This is a genomic window from Paenibacillus sp. sgz302190 (assembly GCF_059820445.1).
Genome location: NZ_JBZYAO010000034.1, coordinates 56,731 through 75,694, shown reverse-complemented (window position 1 = coordinate 75,694; position 18,964 = coordinate 56,731). Strand labels below are relative to the sequence as shown.

20 protein-coding genes are annotated in these 18,964 nt (G+C 47.3%); 6 read left to right on the top strand and 14 right to left on the bottom strand.

What is annotated here, in order from left to right:
* Positions 1 to 59 precede the first annotated feature (59 nt).
* The 4 genes from AC6RNO_RS28075 to AC6RNO_RS28060 form a co-directional block, all read right to left on the bottom strand.
* The gene (locus AC6RNO_RS28075) at positions 60 to 224 is read right to left on the bottom strand and encodes a hypothetical protein (protein WP_497107512.1); all 165 of its coding nucleotides are present in this window, start codon (positions 222 to 224) and stop codon (positions 60 to 62) included.
* 327 nt (positions 225 to 551) lie between these two features.
* The gene (locus AC6RNO_RS28070; RefSeq protein WP_497107511.1) at positions 552 to 1,244 is read right to left on the bottom strand and encodes a hypothetical protein; all 693 of its coding nucleotides are present in this window, start codon (positions 1,242 to 1,244) and stop codon (positions 552 to 554) included.
* A 958-nt stretch (positions 1,245 to 2,202) separates the two neighbouring features.
* Entirely contained in the window at positions 2,203 to 3,480 is a 1,278-nt protein-coding gene (locus AC6RNO_RS28065) for a recombinase family protein (protein WP_497107510.1), read from the bottom strand.
* An 82-nt stretch (positions 3,481 to 3,562) separates the two neighbouring features.
* Positions 3,563 to 3,694, bottom strand: a complete 132-nt coding sequence (locus AC6RNO_RS28060; RefSeq protein WP_488434441.1) for an SHOCT domain-containing protein — start codon at positions 3,692 to 3,694, stop codon at positions 3,563 to 3,565.
* 925 nt (positions 3,695 to 4,619) lie between these two features.
* Here AC6RNO_RS28060 and AC6RNO_RS28055 point away from each other — a divergent pair.
* The 3 genes from AC6RNO_RS28055 (at position 4,620) to AC6RNO_RS28045 (ending at position 5,920) form a co-directional block, all read left to right on the top strand.
* On the top strand, positions 4,620 to 4,781 hold the full coding sequence (locus tag AC6RNO_RS28055) for a hypothetical protein (protein WP_497107509.1): 162 nt from the start codon (positions 4,620 to 4,622) through the stop codon (positions 4,779 to 4,781).
* 3 nt (positions 4,782 to 4,784) lie between these two features.
* On the top strand, positions 4,785 to 5,414 hold the full coding sequence (locus AC6RNO_RS28050) for a DUF6973 domain-containing protein (protein WP_497107508.1): 630 nt from the start codon (positions 4,785 to 4,787) through the stop codon (positions 5,412 to 5,414).
* A 71-nt stretch (positions 5,415 to 5,485) separates the two neighbouring features.
* Complete coding sequence (locus tag AC6RNO_RS28045; RefSeq protein ID WP_497107507.1) at positions 5,486 to 5,920, top strand: hypothetical protein; 435 nt, start codon at positions 5,486 to 5,488, stop codon at positions 5,918 to 5,920.
* Positions 5,921 to 6,443: 523 nt separating this feature from the next.
* Here the strand turns inward: AC6RNO_RS28045 and nikE are convergent.
* The 6 genes from nikE to AC6RNO_RS28015 form a co-directional block, all read right to left on the bottom strand.
* A complete protein-coding gene (gene nikE / locus AC6RNO_RS28040; RefSeq protein ID WP_497107506.1) occupies positions 6,444 to 8,024 on the bottom strand; it encodes a nickel ABC transporter ATP-binding protein NikE in 1,581 nt (526 codons plus the stop codon).
* A gap of 6 nt (positions 8,025 to 8,030) precedes the next feature.
* Positions 8,031 to 8,861, bottom strand: a complete 831-nt coding sequence (gene nikC / locus AC6RNO_RS28035) for a nickel transporter permease (RefSeq protein ID WP_497107505.1) — start codon at positions 8,859 to 8,861, stop codon at positions 8,031 to 8,033.
* A complete protein-coding gene (gene nikB / locus AC6RNO_RS28030) occupies positions 8,858 to 9,796 on the bottom strand; it encodes a nickel ABC transporter permease (RefSeq protein ID WP_497107504.1) in 939 nt (312 codons plus the stop codon). The genes nikC and nikB overlap by 4 nt, the downstream gene beginning before the upstream one ends.
* A complete protein-coding gene (gene nikA, locus AC6RNO_RS28025) occupies positions 9,793 to 11,349 on the bottom strand; it encodes a nickel ABC transporter substrate-binding protein (protein ID WP_497107521.1) in 1,557 nt (518 codons plus the stop codon). Before nikA ends, nikB begins: the two co-directional genes overlap by 4 nt.
* A 173-nt stretch (positions 11,350 to 11,522) precedes the next feature.
* Positions 11,523 to 11,918, bottom strand: coding sequence for a cupredoxin domain-containing protein (locus AC6RNO_RS28020; RefSeq protein WP_497107503.1), 396 nt, complete (start codon positions 11,916 to 11,918; stop codon positions 11,523 to 11,525).
* 99 nt (positions 11,919 to 12,017) lie between these two features.
* Positions 12,018 to 14,276, bottom strand: coding sequence for a heavy metal translocating P-type ATPase (locus AC6RNO_RS28015; protein WP_497107502.1), 2,259 nt, complete (start codon positions 14,274 to 14,276; stop codon positions 12,018 to 12,020).
* A gap of 180 nt (positions 14,277 to 14,456) precedes the next feature.
* On the opposite strand from AC6RNO_RS28015, the gene AC6RNO_RS28010 reads away from it, so the two are divergent.
* Both AC6RNO_RS28010 and AC6RNO_RS28005 read left to right on the top strand, forming a co-directional pair.
* A complete protein-coding gene (locus AC6RNO_RS28010) occupies positions 14,457 to 14,738 on the top strand; it encodes a hypothetical protein (RefSeq protein ID WP_497107501.1) in 282 nt (93 codons plus the stop codon).
* 55 nt (positions 14,739 to 14,793) lie between these two features.
* The gene (locus tag AC6RNO_RS28005) at positions 14,794 to 15,507 is read left to right on the top strand and encodes a response regulator (protein WP_497107500.1); all 714 of its coding nucleotides are present in this window, start codon (positions 14,794 to 14,796) and stop codon (positions 15,505 to 15,507) included.
* Positions 15,508 to 15,558: 51 nt separating this feature from the next.
* On the opposite strand, the gene AC6RNO_RS28000 is transcribed toward AC6RNO_RS28005, so the two are convergent.
* Genes AC6RNO_RS28000 through AC6RNO_RS27985 form a run of 4 tightly spaced genes read right to left on the bottom strand, consistent with a single transcriptional unit; the run spans position 15,559 to position 18,330 of the window.
* Positions 15,559 to 15,930: a c-type cytochrome gene (locus AC6RNO_RS28000; protein ID WP_497107499.1), complete on the bottom strand. Its 372-nt coding sequence runs from the start codon at positions 15,928 to 15,930 to the stop codon at positions 15,559 to 15,561.
* A gap of 18 nt (positions 15,931 to 15,948) precedes the next feature.
* The gene (locus tag AC6RNO_RS27995) at positions 15,949 to 16,599 is read right to left on the bottom strand and encodes a response regulator (protein WP_497107498.1); all 651 of its coding nucleotides are present in this window, start codon (positions 16,597 to 16,599) and stop codon (positions 15,949 to 15,951) included.
* Positions 16,600 to 17,427 (bottom strand): histidine kinase, encoded by an 828-nt coding sequence (locus AC6RNO_RS27990; protein ID WP_497107497.1) that lies wholly within the window; start codon positions 17,425 to 17,427, stop codon positions 16,600 to 16,602.
* Between the two features lie 15 nt (positions 17,428 to 17,442).
* Positions 17,443 to 18,330, bottom strand: coding sequence for a cytochrome c oxidase assembly protein (locus AC6RNO_RS27985; RefSeq protein WP_497107496.1), 888 nt, complete (start codon positions 18,328 to 18,330; stop codon positions 17,443 to 17,445).
* A gap of 213 nt (positions 18,331 to 18,543) precedes the next feature.
* On the opposite strand from AC6RNO_RS27985, the gene AC6RNO_RS27980 reads away from it, so the two are divergent.
* Positions 18,544 to 18,960, top strand: coding sequence for a FixH family protein (locus AC6RNO_RS27980; RefSeq protein ID WP_497107495.1), 417 nt, complete (start codon positions 18,544 to 18,546; stop codon positions 18,958 to 18,960).
* Positions 18,961 to 18,964: the final 4 nt, after the last annotated feature.

Below are 18,964 nucleotides of genomic sequence, written 5' to 3'. Positions count from 1 at the left end.
TATACTTTAGAGTAATGAATTATGAATTGGTCTGTTTTAAAATCCATGTTTTATGTTATTTACACTTTTTCTAAATTCACCAAAGAAAATACAAAGCTGTTTCCACCACCGCCGCCCATTGCACTTTGACTAATTACTTTCCATCCCTCATTTAATAATTGGCTGAGTTCATTTAAGTTATTCTTTTTTTCAGTGGAAGCGTAAAGAATTAAGGTTTTCTGCATTATACTCACCTCGCATAAAATTGCTCTTTCATTGACGGCGCCGCATCATCAAAACAAAGATCATAAGAGTAACACCTACCAAACCAACACCGAACTTCATGTATATAGTCAATTGATTACTCAACGCCATAATAAATGATAAAATAATTAGACCAATATTCTCTCTCGGATATCTTTTGCCGTTTTTTCGAATGAAAGTACGAAATATCACTAAAGCATATATCAAAATAAGCCATACCACTATAAAAATCTTAAAGAAGATGTCCACGGTATCTCCTTTCTATTGCCATTCTACGTCCTACATCGTGTAAATTATAAAATTTAAATTCAGTTTATCTCAATATCAAGGGCAACGTTTTCAATACTTCCCGATCCATTAAAATGACTTGTCTGTTTAAATTTGAAATCAGTTCCTATGTTCATTTTTGAACGTGGTGATAATTGTATACTCACTGGTTCTATTTCAATTCCTTCAAAATGCTCCTTTATGTCTTTCCAATAGTTCGTCTTTGCAATATTAGGCTTAACTGATATGACCATAGAATTTCCACTGTAGTTCACTAAAATTAAATTGCAAGACATATTACCTAAAGTTTCTGTATTTGAGCGAAAGGTACATTTACTCTCCTTCTGGTAATAGGTTACGGCATCCAACCCTGAAACGTTGAATTTTATCAAATACATCATTTTATCGGTCAATATGGGGTATGCAAAGATAAAAGCAATAAGGATGAAAATCAGTCGTCTCATGAATGAGGGGTACACATTTTTCAGGTAGAATCTACTGTATTTATATCCAATCAAAAATAGTGGTAATCCAATAAGTATCGTATAGTGGAAATTGATACCTGATTCATACTCGTTAGACCAAGTTGGAATTCCAAGTTTTATTAAGCATGAATCAGCAAGCGAATACCCCAAATGATGATTCAATGTAAAAACTAACGAGAGTAGAGTTAGCAATAAAAATGCGAACCCTTTTATTACTGGGCGTTCCTTTTTGTTGAAACTTATTTTCATCCTACTACCCACTCTCTACATAAAATCGTGCTTTCACTTTGCCTAACCTGATTTGTTATGAGAAATGAGTAACAAAAGAATCGTAAAAATAACCGCTTGGGTAAATGCAATAGACAACTCCTTCTTCCAATGAGTCATTGCCCAAGCACTAAATAATCGTAGAAGAAGGAAACTACCAATAAAGAAACTGAGCCAAGTTACAAATACTGCTTGCAATATACTCACTCCCACTAATTACAATCATACGTTAATATAAAACTATTATTTCATCTTTGTCGAAGTTGTAGAGTACTCCATGATATATAAAGAAAGACAATAGCTAAGATACAAAACAATATAGCGTAAAATGGGTTGGTTTTTCTTTCTTTAATCGAGTAAGAAATGGAGAAAATAGCCATTGTAAACTGACTTAAGCTTCTATAATATTGACTTTGTATATGGTATAGTCCAATGATCTGAATAATTACAGTTAGAGCAATGACAATATTAAACCATGTTGGATTATTATTGAATTTAAATTTCAATGTCATTAGCCACCTTTTTTATGAACGTGCTAGGTTTAAAATATTACCCGCTAAAATCATTCTTTCAATTTTCAAACCAATAATCACTAATAACCCACATATGACCACATCCTCAGTATATATTCCCGGCTTCAAATTATCCATAAAATTCCTAGAAGAAAGCTTAATTCACGAAACAACTTGCCATCCCCTCCCATCAGAGTTAACATACACACACTCGAAGAAGGGAAGGGGAGAGGCGCTATGGAGGATTGGCCTGATTGGATTGTAAAAGGTTTGCGTCAGAGGTTTGATGATGTATCGCTCATTGTGGAGCAGCAGGAGCACATTGCTCCATTAATCGAGAAATCATCGAAGTTGCTAACGGATTTGAAAAACCAAGTAGATGAATCTGCTTTGGTGATTGTGCTGGAATGGGAGGAGGCTGTTCAATATCAGCAAGCGGCTGAAAAGGAATGGCTGCATGTGAGAGGGGTTAAGGATATGGTTTCAATATTCGCCTTAAGCGTTCGGATAAATCCATCTTTATTTTCATGCATTCGGTTAAACACTCGCACAAATGCATCTTGTAGCACATATTCATCAACCGCCTTGGCAGCACATGCTTCTTTACCTTCATTGACATAAGTTCTGCATTGCCATACGACTTTTTTGTATGCGTTGTTGCTGTTCCATGTTCGCCGTTTAAAGTTGGCTCCGCAGCATCCGCAGAACACTTTGCTGCTCAGTGCATATTTGCTGGAGTATTTTTTACGTTTGCCCATTGTATTGCCCTTCAGCATGGCGCGGCGCTCTTTTTCTTTTTGTACCGCTTCGAACATTTCCTTGGAGATAATCGGCTCATGGTTATCCTCGATTAGATATTGCTGTTCTTGTCCGTGATTTTTGATGCGCTTATGGGTGAGAAAATCAACTGAGACTGTTTTCTGCTGAAGCAAGGCTCCGTAATATTTCTCATTGGTCAGGATAATCGTGATGGAAGAGTCCCACCATTTATCGCCGCCGGTGACCGTTTTGATTTTGTCTCGCATCAAGCCTTTGGCGATGGCTTCGTAACTTTTGCCCTCCAGATACTCCTCGTAGATGCGCCGTACAATTTCGGCTTCTTTTTCGTTAATGACCAGTTCTCCGTGTTCATCTTTATCGTAGCCAAGGAAGCGAGTGGTGTTGCAGAATACTTTGCCGTTCGCAAATCCTTTCAGAATGCCCCAACGAGAGTTCTCAGAAATATTCCTACTTTCATCCTGTGCAATAGAACTGAATATCGTTAGAAAGACTTCGCCGGAGGATTCAAGTGTATTAATGTTTTCTTTTTCAAATAGAACAGCTACGCCTAGACTCTTCAGTTCGCGAACATACTTGAGCAAATCTAATGTATTCCTTGAAAATCTCGATATCGATTTGACTAAGATGAGGTCGATCTTACCATCTCTAGCATCCTGTATCATTCGGTTAAAATCAGCTCTGTGCTTCGTATTAGTCCCCGAAATCCCCTCGTCGCAGTAAATATCGACCATTTGCCAATCCGAATTATTGTTAATGGTTCGAGTATAATGACGCAACTGGTTCTCGTAACTCTCTTTTTGCTCTGCCGAATCAGTACTGACCCTGCAGTACGCCGCTACTCGTTTCTTTACTTGTTGTAGGATACCGTCCATAACTTCCAATGTTTTTACAGGTACGACAACAACCTTCTTCAATACTTTTGCCATACGATTCCCCCTCAAATATATTCCTTTTGCAGTCACATGTTATAATTGTCCCGGCACATCATCAAGTCCATTTCAACCCAATCTACGGGCTGTTGAAGGATTTTTTATTCAATAAATCGATCTCCAAAAACTCTTCTTCGGTGATTAGATTTTGGGATTTCAGTTGTTTGAGTAGGCTCAAGCTGAGCATGTAGTCGATGGATTTTTTCTTCATATGTAATTGGCTCCTTTTATAATTGAAAATAAAAAATGGCCTACCCGAAAAGGTAAGCCGAATATGTATGAAATCAAAATAGATTTTTAAGTTGAATCGTCTTCTCAAATATAATAGTTGTGTCACTCGATAGCGCGGCAGACAAAACGATGTATTTATTCACGTAGCTGGATGGAGTTCCTGCTCTAATCGTTATGCTATTTTCTGTACGTGCCGTAATTGTCGCCATAATAGGTGTGGAGTTATCCTGGTTTCGAATACTCCATTGCACCGACTGATCAAACACCTCATTGCCATTATCATAAACATGGCTGATGTAAGAACCGCTTTGACCTATTCTTACTGTCGAATTGCCGGTTATTGAAATCGAATAATTATGAAAACATGCCCATACTGCATAAGAAAATAAGCCTACCAATTGTGGCGGCTTACTTATCTCTGACATATTTTACTTGTAGCAAACCGTCAATTTAATTCGATTATCTTCTCGATTATAGACAATCCACTCTCCCAACTGCTTCTACGCCATATTCTTCTCTTCGTCCGTAGCCGCGGCGCTCTCTTTTCTAATCTGCAATATTTGAGAAAACAAATAGCCCTCTCAACGATCAAGAGGGCTTCACAATATAACAGTCAATCAGTTAATCCTCTCGATAAATCATATATTTCATTGAAACAAACGAGTAAGGAAAATACGAATATTACATCATTCAATGAGCTTTTTAAGTATGTTAGTGTGATGAGGCTCAAATTCCTCGCAAGGTATATGATAACATTTCTTACAATTTAGTCCATGCGAACTATCCTAAAATATAGAATTAATTGGTATGATATGAAAGTGATTTTGATAAGGGTAGTAAATTATGAAATTACTTAACTACCTTCTTATTATCATCTACTATTCTTAAATACGAGGAGTGTATTTATGGTTTCAAACAAGAAAGTTATGGTTGTCGCTTTGGCAACTGTTGTAGGGTGTGCAATTAATGGCTTATCTGCCTTTGCAGCTAATTCAGATGCAAACCGCCAATATTCATCACAGTCTATTGAGTCAGCGCCAAACTATATTCAAAGTGAAAAAATTTAAAGCGTGGACGAGGTTCTTTCAGATCCTAAATTCAGCGGTTTAACATTTGATAGTAATGCGGTAAGGTTATTCAAAGACGTGGAAAATTTCAAAAAAGAAAATCCTAACTTGAATACACAAGAACTTATCTCTCAATTTGACAAAAAGATAGATACAGAGGGAAGATTCACTTTAACTAGTGATTCTTATAACTCCACATGGAAAAGCCTTACCCTCGCAGAAAAAGTGTTAGTAACTGCTTCGCCTGCCAATGCTTTACTTGTGAATTATTGTAAAGATAAAGCCGTATCTTTTTCAGATAGCCATTATTTATACGGCACGTTGGATGGCAATGGAACAAAAAAAGATGCGTTTCGCCATGCCATTTGGAATGCATTGATGTGCAAATACATTAGCAAAGCGGATGCAGTTACGTGGGCAACAGCACACGAAGACCACGATAATGTGTACTATCAAACTGTATTCGATGGTTTTACTGGAAGGCAACATACTGACATGGACTTGTTTAACAATAAGAAGGGGAGAGACTGCTGGAACATCTTGACAGATGGCATACTTTGGACATCGGATCAAACTTTGCAAGATCGAGTTAATGCAAAAATCCAAGCTGGCGAGATGGTCGTTTTAAGATAGAATATGGAAGAGGAAGGGAATCTCCTTTCCTCTTTTATGATTTAATATCAACGTAAGAGGGAGATTTATTGATGCGAATAAAACTACTAATCGCATTCATTGGATTGCTATTCACATTAAGCGCTTGTTCAAATGACAAGCCTATGCCTACTTCCACTCCGTATGTTGAGGGGACAGATATTAAAATCCCAGTCGGGATACATGTTTCCACTTGGCAAAAAAAGCATGATTATGGGGAAGGTTCAGCGTATGAAGTAAATGTCCACCCTGTCGTTATTCCACCTAATTCAAAAATCATACTTTCTTTTGATAGAGAACCCAATAAAATCGAAAAAATTTCTGAAGTATTAAGCCCGAACGATTCAACCCTGTTGGATAATTCCAAAAATGAAATAGTCGTACCTTATACCGAAGGAACACATACTTACGCTTATTTAGCTCGTTGGGATGAAGGGTATGTTCAATTTGTCATCAAAGTGGAGGTAAAAGGAAATAAAAATCTTTAACTTTCACACTCGCTGAGTAGTACACTCAGTTATCCTTAAAATGCACGAAGTTGAGTTTTTTCTAACTTGACTTCGTGTTTATTCATTTCCGTATTGAAAAATATAATTTCTTCGACGCCTAATGTTAACATTAGCTTAAGGAGAAATCACGATTGATGCTTAACTTCAAAAAAGACACTATAAAATGTATGAACTGTGGTAAAACATACCGCCTTGTTTCATTGGTAATATAAATTAACGACAAATAGCCCTCTCACCAATCAAAAGGGCTAGACTCAATAGGATAGACTATGCTATTTTCACTTATCCCGATATATCCTTACCACGCATTCCACATGCCTTGTGCGTAAAAGGGATATATGTTCCCGCACTCAACTCCACTCGCATTTTTTGAATGCAGGAACATATTTACTTTTGATTGCAAACCCCTGTACATCAATGCTTCTCATCGCGATAGATTACTACCACGCACTCCACATTCCCCGCTTGCCGCCGTGGCCGCAAAAAAAACAACTGTAACCTCTCACAGTCTTAACAGACGTTTCGTATATTCATGTCGATCCGGAGCAAATAAGCCGTCCCTGCCGCACTCATCGATCACCCGTCCGTTTTGCATGACCATGATCCGGCTGGACATGAAATGGACGGCGGCCAAATCGTGAGAGATGAACAAACAGGAAAAGCCGAGCTGTCCCTGCAGCCCCTTTAACAGCTTGAGAATCTGCGCTTGAGCGAGCGTATCCAGGCTAGACGTCGGCTCATCGAGAATAATGAAAGAGGGCTCGATGCTGATTGCCCTGGCGATGGAAACACGCTGCTTCTGGCCGCCGCTCAGCTCATGAGGATACCGGTGCAGCGCATCGGCCGGAAGCCCCACCAGTTCCAGCAGCAATTTTGCCGCTTGGCTGCGGTTGTTTCTTAAATCCCCAAGAAACGCGGGCATTTTGTCCTTGAATACATCCAGCGGCTCCATAAGCGAATCCAGCACGGTCAGCCGCGGGTTTAAAGCGGAGGAAGGATTTTGAAACACGGCTTGAACACGGCCGCCGATAGCTTTATGCCCGCCACCGCTCCGCTTGTCAAGCCGCATATGCTGAAACCATATTTCCCCGGCATCCGGTTTTTCCATCAGTAATAAACACCGGGCTAACGTAGTTTTACCGCTGCCGCTTTCCCCCACAAGCCCCAAGCACTCGCCGGGTCTGACCGTAAGCGACACTCCATGCAGCGCTCTAACTCCTTTGGGATACGTTTTGGCAATGTCGTGCACGGCAAGAAGAACGCCTGTTTCCGGAACAGCGCCACTTTCCCGCTCCACGTCCGAACAGGCCGTTTGCTGCAAAACGGGCGCAGCGGCAAAAAGCTGCTTCGTGTATGGATGCGAAGGTTCCTGCAGCACAGCCGCGGCATCGCCCGACTCCACCATGCAGCCGCTTTTCATCACGACTATTTTATCCGCATAACGCCTAACATGCCTCAGATCATGGGTAATGAACAGAATGGAGCAGCCTGTCCTCTCTTTTAATCCGGCCATCAATCCGAGTATTTCCTCTCCGGTGACTCTGTCCAGCGCAGTGGTCGGTTCATCGGCTATAAGCAGTTTAGGCTGAAGCATCATCGCCGCCGCAATAGATACCCGCTGCAGTTGGCCGCCGCTCAATTGGAACGGATAACTATCATATACTTGCTTTGCAGGCAAATGAACTTTTTCCAGGATGCGCAAAATTCGTTCCCTGCGCTCCTTGCGCCCCAGCGAAAAGTGTGTTTGCAGCGTTTCATCCAGCTGTTTGCCTAATGGGATAAAAGGGCTGAACATGCCCGTATAGTCCTGAAAAATATAAGCGATTTCCTTCCCGTGCAGCCGGCTTGCCTGCTTCTCCGAAAGCTCCGCCAAAGCTTGTCCGCCGATCCAAATGCTGCCGGATTCCACCGTGACGGCGTCCGGAAGCAGGCCCCCCGCGCATAAACCGGTCAACGTTTTACCGCTGCCGCTTTCACCGATCAAAGCAACCCATTCCCCTGCTCCGACAGACAGGTCCAGATCGCGGACAATTGGCCGCCGCCCCGCGCGCAAATTCAAGCCGCTTATCTTCAAAACCGTCATGCGCCTTCATTCCCCTCTGCGTTTGATATCGAACCTGCCGCGAATCCAGTCACCGCCTGCATTGGAGAGCAGAACAAACAGCATGATAGCCAGCCCCGGCACGAGCATCAAGTGCGGAGCGTTATGAAAATACGCGCGTCCTTCGTTCAGCATCGCCCCCCATTCCGGTGCAGGCGGCTGAACGCCGAGCCCGATATAGGAAAGCGATGCGATCATGAGAATGATTTTGCCGATGTCGAGCGATGCAATGACAATGACATGGATGACCGCATGAGGAAGCAAATGCTTCATTGCAATGCGAAACGGGCTCAAGCCGTTCAATCGGGCGGCTGCGACATAATCCTTATGCTTTTCGGAAATAACGCTGTTCCGAACGATTCGGGCGTAGGCAATCCATTTGACTGCGGCGATGACGAACATAAGCTTCAGAATACCCGGACCCAGCAGTCCGCTTAAGACAATGGCGATCATATAATCGGGAAACGCTAGAAACGAATCGGACACGCGCATAAATAAACGGTCCGTCAGGCCGCCCGCATACCCGGACACCAATCCGGCAGGAATGCCGACGGCAAGCGCCGCAGCGAGAACGATCAGGCTTGTGCCGACCGTATTCCGCCCTCCGACGAGCAGTCGCGAGAATACGTCCCTGCCAAGACCGTCCGTTCCGAGCCAATGCTCCGAACTCGGCGGCAGCAGCCGTGCGGGAAGATTGACCGAGTACGGATCGTGCGGAATGAAGAAATGCGAGCAGAACAGAACCGCTGCAGCCGCGAATAAAGCGGCAAAGCCGAGCTTGCCCGCCCGCGTAGGGGGATGTTCGCCTAATTTTCTCATCGTCTCTCCCCTTTCAAGCGAATTTCCGGGTTCAGACAATGGTTGGCCAAATCGACGAGGATGTGCATGAACGTCACGACCACGCCCATACAGACCATATATCCCTGTATAACCGGGTAATCTCTGCTCCGGATCGCATCCACGATGAATTTGCCCATGCCCGGATAAGCGAACAGCGTTTCAATGACAACCGTACCGCCAAGCAAGCTGCCCACACTCACCCCGAACATCGTGACAACGGGCGCAAGGGCGTGCCGAAAAGCGTGATAAAGCAAAATTTTGCCCTTGGCAATTCCTCTGGCCCGCGCTCCCCGGATAAAGTCTTGGCCCAGACTTTCGATAAGGCTCGAACGAATGAGCCGAACGTAGACCGCCGCCATGGTCAAACCCAGCGTCAGCGAAGGCAAAACCAGATGTGCCGCGCTCCCGGCTCCCATGGAAGGAAGCAGCTTGGCCCGCACCGACAGCCCCTCTATAAAAAGAAGCCCTAGCCAAAAGCTAGGGATGGAGGTGCCGATCACGGCGATAAAACGGCTTGCGCGATCTATAAACCGGCCGGGATATAAGGCCGACAAAGTTCCGAGCGGCAATGCAATGATCAACAGGATGGCCAAAGAGGTGCAGGTCAACAGCAATGTTGCGGGCATTTTGCTCAGCAGCTCTTCACTTACAGGCCGGTTCGTCATATACGAGACGCCCAAATCCAATCGGACAAAATGGGAGAGCCAGCTGCCGTATTGAACAAGAACAGAACGGTCCAAGCCCATCATCTCTTTTTGCCGTTCAATTTCCACAGCCGTCAGTGCTACGTCGTCCGATCTGAGCATTTCCCTGACCGCATCTCCGGGCGCCAGCTTGATAAAGGCGAAGCTGATTAACGAGAGCAGAAAAATAAACAGGACAAGTTCTATGCTTCTTTTCCATACAACTTTCATTTCGTTTCCACATCCAGCTGATTCGTCAGCATGTAGTACTCGCTTTTGCTCGTCACCCAATTGCTCACCTTATCGTTATAAACAACGAGCGTATTCGGATGAACGAGGTAAGAATAGTACGTTTCCTTATCGATTCTCGCCAGCGCCTGTCTGATCAGCTCGTTGCGCTTCGCGGCATCTACCGTTTGATCCAGCTCTTCGATCGTGGCGTTCAGCTCTTTATCGTTGATTTTACCGAAGTTCAGCGAGCCTCCGGGCTTAAAAGCTACATTTAAAAAGTAACTGGCATCGCCGCGCGGGGCAATCAATGGGCTATACGTGCCCAAATCCCAGTTGTTGCCGGTCAGCAAATAGTTCTCGTATTTATCGACCTGATCGATAGTTATCGTGATGCCAAGCTCTTTGGCTTGCGATTGGAGCACTTGGGCAAGCAGCGGAAATTCCGCCCGGGAGGCGTAGGTTACAAGCTTCAAGGTCAAAGGCTTGCCGTCCTTGCCGCTGACTTTGCCTTGTTCGACCTGATAACCGGCATCCTTGAACCATTTTCTGGCTGCATCCAGGCCCGTATTCTTCGACTCATACGAAGGGACGAACGGGAATTGCGGCAAAAAAGGCCCCTGCGCAACGGTCGCTTGCCCGCCCATAATGACGTTCTTCAACTCCTCCCGATTAACTAGCGCATCGAACGCCTTCCGGACGCTGCTGTTTTGAAAATCAGTGCGGTTCGTATTGAAAATAAGCTCATGCGTTCGCAAGCTTTCGACGGAATCCATATGGAGCGCCGGGTTCTGCTTCATCTTGTCCATGCTTTCTACCGGCGGACGATATACAATATCGGCATCCCCGGTCATCAACGCAGACAATCGGGCGTTCGCGTCTTCATTAAAATTAAAACTGGCGCGGTCGAGCTTGGCCGCCCCATCCCAGTATCCGTCGTATCGCTCCAATTGGAGCGAGCTTCCGGCAACGAACGAAGCCACTTGAAAAGGCCCCGTACCTATAGGCTTTTTATCCGGCTCTTGCGCGGATACGTCAACAATCGCCGTGTTGGGATGAACGAGCTCGGACGGAAATTGCGGAAACGGTTTTTCGGTAATGAATTGCAAAGTTTGCCCTTTGGCTTCCATGGATTGGATTTTCAAAACTTGTTTGACTCCGGGGTTAAGTTCCATCGCCCGTTGAATCGATTTTTTGACTGCTCCGGCATCCAATTTGCTGCCGTTTTGGAACGTAACGCCGTCCCTGATCGCGAATGTCCAATGCTGCCCGTCAGGACTGCTCCACTCTTTGGCCAGCCAAGGCTGAATGTTCAAGTCTTCGCCCAGCTTGACGAGCGTTTCGGCGACTCCTGCCCGCAGCGGCGTGTAATCGAGGTGCGGATCGATGGTCTGGCTTGAAAAGTTGAAGAGGAATGTCAACCGCTTCACTTGCGAACCGGTTTGTTTGCCTGTGGAGTTTGAAGTGTCCGAACAGGCGGCAATTAGGATCAACATGCATAAAAATAGTGAAAATTTGAGTACTCTGCCTGTGTACAATATTAAAATAACCCCCATAAATATCCGGATGTGAACATTTTCTCCAGACTTCATGTTACCTCACGGTCCTTCGAACGGACATGACTCTATCGGGCTATTCCCGCGTACAAATTGTTACAAAAAATGAACAGTTGCGCCTCATGCACAAAGTCCCGTCTGTGCCGGATGAAAAATTTCATATCGGATCGGCATTATTGAACGGTAATTGTTCCATAATACATATACATGCCGCAGTTGAATTTGTACGTTCCCGGCTTTAAATCCTCCAGGGTTACGAAATTGTTTCCCTTGTTTAAATAAATGTCGAAGTCCAGGTCCTTGGACTGAACGCTTTTTATGCAGGTGAAGCCCGTTTCCTTTTTAAAATTGATCTTCGCCGGAACTCCGGCTTTGAGCTCAATATGATCCGTATCGAAACCGTCGTCGGTTACATCGATAGAAGCGACCTGATATCCTTGCGCTTCCAGCGAAGCTATGTCCTGCGGCGAGCTATTCGAAGACGCGTTACCGGGAAGTTCGACAAATATAACGACAACCGCTGCAACGATGCAAAGTGCGATCGCCGCCAGTGTGACAGGTTTTTTCATTCGGGTTCAATCCTTTCGAAGTTTATGTTCAAGCCTTGATGAAATCTTGCTAACACAAGCATAGGAAATCAGATTGAAATATGTAATGGCTCAGTCGAGCTATTTGAGTTCAATATTATGTCCAAACTTTAAAACTTTGTACTCAAGCCTGCCGGGGAGTACGGTTCCTTGAAGCCTTAATGAATTGGCAACGACGGATACCGAACTAAGAGCCATAGCAGTCCCCGCAAGCCACGGTGTCATCCAGCCCATAAACGCCAAAGGAATCGCCAGGACGTTGTACAGCAAAGCAAAGGCGAGGTTTTGACGAATGGTGCGCATCGTTTTGCGGCTGATCATGATCGCATCCGCAACGCCTCCCAGATCGCTATGCAGCAAATTTACGTCCGCCGCTTCCTTCGCAACCTCCGTTCCCGTCCCGACGGCAATCCCGATATCCGCCGCCGCTAATGCCGGAGCATCATTGATGCCATCGCCTACCATCGCCACCCTTTTCCCTTTTTGCTGGAGCGTTTTTACCAATTGCACCTTGTCCTGCGGCAGCATTTCCGCATATATGGCAGTGATGCCTGCTTGAGCAGCAATCACATTGGCGGTCCTGCGCTGATCGCCCGTGACCATCACAACCTCTGTGCGCAGCTTCTTCAACCGCCGTATCGCCTGAGGCGAGGAAGGCTTCATCGTATCCTGCAGAGCAATGAGTCCCGCATGTGTGCCGTCGACGGCTGCGTGCAAAACCGTTTTGCCCTCCCTCTCCAAGCGATCGCATATTTCCGCATATCTCGCTAATGAAATCCCGTGCTCGTTCATGAAGGCTTTGGAACCGACAAGAATGTCGCGCTGCTCCGCTTTGGCCATAACGCCAAAACCCGCAACAGATTGAAATGCTTCCGGCTCCTTCACGTTCAGACTTCTTCGGACAGCTTCCCGCACGACCGCTTTGGCAAAAGGGTGTTCCGAACGTTTCTCGGCAGCCGCGATCAACCGAAGAAGACGATGCTCCTGATCGCTATCCGTAATGAAATCAGTAACCTTGGGAGATCCGTAAGTAACGGTCCCCGTTTTATCGAGCAATACGATATTTATTTGCTGGAGCAGTTCGACGTACTTGCCCTCCTTAAACAATACCCCGGCCTGAATGGCTCGGCCCGTACCGGCTACGATGGCCGTCGGCGTCGCAAGCCCGAGCGAGCAAGGACAAGCGATGACGAGCACCGCTATCGCTTTAAACAAGCTGCTCCCGAACTCGCCGGGTGTAAGCCACAACGCCCAAATACAAAACGTGAACAGCGCAAGGGCCAGCACCGCGGGGACAAAAACCGATGCGATACGGTCCGCATAGCGCTGAATGTCTGCTTTTGAAGCTTGGGCGTCCTCCATCAAGCGGATCAATTTGGCCAATGCCGTTTCGGTTCCGACAGCCGTCGCCTTCATAGTTATCGCGCCGTCAAGATTGCGCGAACCGCCGACTAAACGGTCCTGCCGCCGTTTCTCCGCCGGCACGGACTCCCCTGTGATAAAAGATTCGTCCACCGCAGTTCGTCCTTCCAGCACTTCCCCGTCGACGGGAATCGTTTCTCCGGGAAAAATTATCAGCGTTTCTCCGGCTTCTATGCTGTCCAAAGAGACGGCCTCCTTGTTCCCGCTGCGGATTACGGTCGCTGTCTCCGGCTGCAGCCGGCGCAGCTCGCGAATCGCTTTCAAACTCTTTTTTTTGGCGGAGTTCTCCAGCCATTTGCCTAGAAGCACCGCCGTAATAATCATCGCGCTCGTCTCGAAATACACCGCATGAGGGCTCGACTCTCCAAAACGTATCATACGCATCGTCATGTAATGACTGTATAAATATGCGCTGGTCGTACTGAGAACCACTAGCACATCCATATTTGCGCTTTTGCTTTTCAAAGCTTTAAAGGCATTGAAATAAAAGGGAGCGCCGATAACAAATTGGACGGGCGTAACCAAAGCCCACTGAAACCACGGTTGGAGGAACAGTTCGGGGATCCAAATTCCGGAAGTAAACGTATAATGGCGGACCATGGCCCACAGAAGCGGAAGCGTCAGCAGAACGGACACAATGAGCCTTATTCCGAGACCGGATAAGTCTTCCTCGCGTTTACTCCTCTCCTCAAGCTTTTTGGCTGTATAACCCAACTGCCCGATTCGCTCGAGAATTCGGGCGTTCAGCACCGCATCGGATTCAACGACCACTGCGGCGCGTCCCAGCGGCAAGTTGACCGCTATCTCCCGCACGCCCTCTATTTTGCCCACTGCCTTCTCGATGCGCGCCGAACAGGCTGCACAGGTCATTCCTTGAATCTCCAAATGAATCTTCTGCAGAGTCGAATCCGGATTCATTCTTGTCCCCTCCATGCCGGACTTTTTGCTTGCGGCCGAAGTTTGTCCGATATACTCCGTCGAAGGATATGTATGCGAAATGACGGATTTTATGCAGTTGTGCAGACATCTGGGAGTCTGATCGATGAACCACGTAGAAGAGGGAAACACTTGGCAGCTTGGTAGGGGGCTAAACAGGGAATGCCTGCAAAAATGCAGTCTTTTTCTATAGAAATGGTTCGTTTGAGCGAAAAGCCTGCGATTGTGCAGGAATTTTCGGCTAAAACGAGTCAGAGCCCATGTTCGCGGCGAAAAGCCTGCACATTTGCAGGAATATGCCGTAGCCAGCGTTTCCACCGGGCAAAAACTGTACTTTTGCAGGTTTTCTTCATGACTAGAAAGAGTCAATTTGCAGCGCGGAAAAAACTGTTCACAAAGGCTACACGCATTGTTCAATATTTGGCCGAGCAAATAACTCCTTAGAGTCATGCCGAACCGAAGCCTTCGGGATACAATGGATCAACACGAGGTGATAGCGATGAATCAAGCGTACAAATTACTGATTGCAGACGACGAGAAGCGCATGCGCAACCTGATCCGCATGTATCTGGAACGCGACGGAGCGCTGATCGAAGAGGCTGACGACGGGGAACAGGCCGTCATGAAAGCGACGAGTACCCATTACGATATCATTATCATGGATTGGATGATGCCTGCCCTGAGCGGACTGGACGCCTGCCGCATCATTAAAGAGATCAAAAAAACGCCTGTCATTCTTCTGACAGGCAAACATGAGGAAACCGACCGTTTGCTCGGCTTCGAGGCGGGTATTGACGATTACATGACCAAGCCCTTCAGCCCCCGCGAGCTATCCCTGCGCATTCGGGCCCTTCTCAAACGCTCCAATCCCGGCATCTTCTGGTCCGGGGGGTCGAGCATCAGCGATCAAATCGTGTTCAAGCACCTGGTTATCGATCACAAATCCCGTCGCGTACTCTCCAAAGACCGGCAAATCCCGCTTACTTTGAAGGAATACGAGCTGCTGCGCCACTTCTCGCTGCATATCGGAAAAACGTTTACGCGCGAGGCTTTGTTCAAAGAGGTCTGGAACTATGAAACCGGCGGCGACCGCCGGACGGTCGATACGCATATCAAGCGGATACGCGAGAAGCTGCAAACCGCTTCGCCGGAAGCCGCTTCCATGATTCGAACGGTCTGGGGGATCGGCTACCGGATGGATGATATTCAGTAACCGGCCGGCGCTTCCGCCAGCCCGGGACCGAGGCCGAGAGCCGCAGGCGGACTATTTCTTGTCGGCCAACCAGCCCGCCAACGCCTGAACGTCCTCATCCTTGAGCTTGGACTTGAAAGTCGGCATGCCTCCTCCGCCGTCTTGAATTTTGGCGGCGATCTGCTCCTTGCTCAGCTTGTCCCCGACCTTTTGCAATCCGGGGCCGATCTTGCCTTCCAGATTGCCGCCATGACAGGACATGCAGTTGCTTTTGTAAACAGCTTCCGCATTCGCCGTGCCTGAGGCGGGAGTCGCGGAAGATGCGCCCGCCGGCTCCCGGTTCCCGTGGTTCTCGTGACCGGCGTTTGAACCGCACCCTGACAAAGCAATCAGCGCTCCGACTGCGATGATTCCCGCTGCCGTTGCTATGCGTTTTTTGCTCATGCTCATCGCCCTCCGCTCTTATTTATTCGCCATCCAGCCCTGCTCGAACACATAACGGGTCAACTGCACCCTGTTGTCCATCTGGAGCTTTTGCATAATGTTTTTCAAATGGTTTTTCACCGTATGCTCCGAGATGCCGAGCGCTTCGGAAATTTCCCGGTTGGAGCGGCCGCTGGCCACCCATTCGAGAATTTCTTGCTCTCTTGCCGTAAGCGAATGGTTCTGCGGCCCCGGCTTCTCTTTCGGAGAAAACTCCCTCAGCAAACGCAGCGCCAGCTCCCTTGACATCGGCGCCTCGTCCACAGCCACCGCTTTCAAATATTCGTGCCAAGCGTTCGGGCTGAGATTTTTCAGCAAATAGCCTTGCGCCCCTTTTTTCAGCGCCTCGAACAGATGCGTAATGTCGTCGGATACCGTCACCATCACGATTTTGACATAAGGAAACTTGCCTTTGATCAGCTTGGCCGCATCGAGCCCGTCCATCTGTGGCATGTTGATGTCCATGAGCAGCAAATCCGGCATCCATTCCTCCGTCAAGTGGATCGCTTCCATGCCATTTCGCCCTTCGGCGACAATTTCAAAAGAAGGGTCCATTTCCAAGATGTCCCTCATACCCTCTCTGGCATGATGATGATCGTCGACAATGACGACCCGAAACGGCTGTATCATTTAAGAAGCCTCCTTCCTGATTTCCACTCGCGTTGTCCCTTGCCCGCTCTGAATCGCCAACTTCCAGCCCATTTCAAAAGCCCGCTCTTTCATAATTTTCAAGCCGTACCGGTCGCGATGCTGAAACGGATCTTCGGCCAGCCCGAGACCGTCGTCCGACACATAGCATACCCAGCCTCCCCCGTTCTCCACTTTACTGACGATCGCGACATGGCGCGCTTGGGCATGCTTGCGCACATTCAGCAGCGCTTCCCGGATAGAAGCGTACAGCTCGACCTTTTCCTTCACCGACAGCCGATCCTCGGCAAGCTCCCATTCCCAGGTGGCGGCAATTCCCGATTCCTGCACAAAATCCTTGACCATATTTTCCAAATACTGCTGCCAAGGCAAGGCGTCCGGATCTGTCGGGTGACGCAAATTCGCGATTGCCTGGCGGACGTATTCATTGACCTGGTGGGCGGTTTTGCGCAGGCTCTTCGCTTTGTCCGTCAATCCTCCGTCCTGGCGATCCAGTTGATCCATCTTCACCGACATTAAAAACAGCGACTGGGCGATGCCGTCATGAAGCTCTCTGGCGATTTTTTCCCGTTCTTTTGCAGCCGCTTGGCGGGACCGTTCCCGGTTCAGCTCCTCCTGAGTCTTCTCAAGCATGGAAAACAGCTTCAACAGAAAAGTGATGCTCACTCCGAACTCGATAAGGGGCGCAAGCCAATTTCCAAGCTCCATCGAGATGTATTCAAGAAACCAATGGTGTCTGGTGTACTCCCACACTGCCAGCGTCACTGTCGGAATGATCAGGATCAGCCATTTGATTTGTTTATACGACATTCTGCTTGTCCTTTCTTAAGCCTCGGAAGGCCGAAATTGGACGTCATCGTCCGGTTCTTCCCTCTTCTCCTTGCGGTACCAGCCAAAAAAGACGAGAGCGAGCGTAACTCCGTAAATAATTTCCTGCATGATTTTCATAATAACCCCGCCAAGCTGCTGATCCTCGTACGGGGAAAGAAATCCCGCAAGACGCGGCACATCCACCTCGGAAAAGTAAAAAGGCGTACACAAAATGTGCGGTCCTTCCGTATAGACCTTATAAAGCGTGGAAGATGCGAAAATGATGCAGGCGCAGGCCGGCGTAAGCAAAATTCCGTTCATGAAAATGAAGCCTATTTTCTTCAAGCCCGATAATTCCCCGCCCTCTTCCAGCGGACTGAGAATCGGCGTCCACATGCAGAAGGCAGTGACCAGCAATATCAAATGCGCTGCGTTATGAACCGCAAAATTGGACATCGCCAAATCGAAAATCGGGGGCCAGTGATAGACGGAGAAAAAGAAATTGAACAAAAGAAGCGCTGGAACCGGCTTTGTCAATAGGGCATACACCCGGCCTAAGACGGGAATCTTTCTCGCATATTGAAAAAAGCTTCTCGGCAAGCCCGCCAAAATCAAAGGCGGCATAAGCAAATATAAAATGGACTGCTGCAGCATATGGGCGCTGAACAGCAAATGGCCGAGAACGTTAAGCGGCCCGCCAAAACCGATGTAAAAGCACAGGCAGCCCGCCACAAACATCAGCTTTCTTCCGGCGGTTACGGATTGAACCAGGCCTGCTTCTCCTCCTGCGGCAGCCGGTACCGTCATCACGTAGTACAATGCCGCCAAACCGCCGATCAGGAAAATTTCAGGAGTGAACATGGCGTGGGCTCCGAACAAATTCAGAAGTATCGAGAATTCCAACCAATCGCCTCCTTGCTTCCCCTTTCTTATTACTATACTCAAATCCACTTTTTTCAAAATGACTCAAAAGAGCTATTAATCGGGCGTTCGTTCCACTTTCTGTCATTAAATATTCACAAATCGATGTCCGCATAGCACTTTCTGGTCATGGCAGCTTGTTTGCAAACGGGTATACTAGCTAAGAATATTTTGTACAGGGGAGTGGTTGCCTTCATGAGAAGAGCGTATACGGCGCTTATTGCGCTCGCCCTCGTTCTGGCCGGATGCAAAAGCGGTTCGGACATGGGCGATATGGATATGTCCTCCATGAACCAGGCCGGCATGCAGCCGATTGCAGCGGACATTCAAGTAAGTCCCGATCAGCCGAAAAGCGGGGAAACCGTCCGTTTTCAGGCCAAAATTACACAGGACGGCAAATATGTCACTTCTGTCAAAGAGGTCAAATTCGAATTTTGGAAAGAAGGGCAAACCGCAGAACACGAAATACTGAAGGGAACAAAACAGGAGACAGGCATTTTCGGCATCGATAAAGCGTTTAAAGATGAAGGCACTTATCATATCAAAGCGCATGTAACCGCTGCCGGCATGCATACGATGCCCCAGCAGGAATTCGTGATCGCTCCTAAATGAGGTG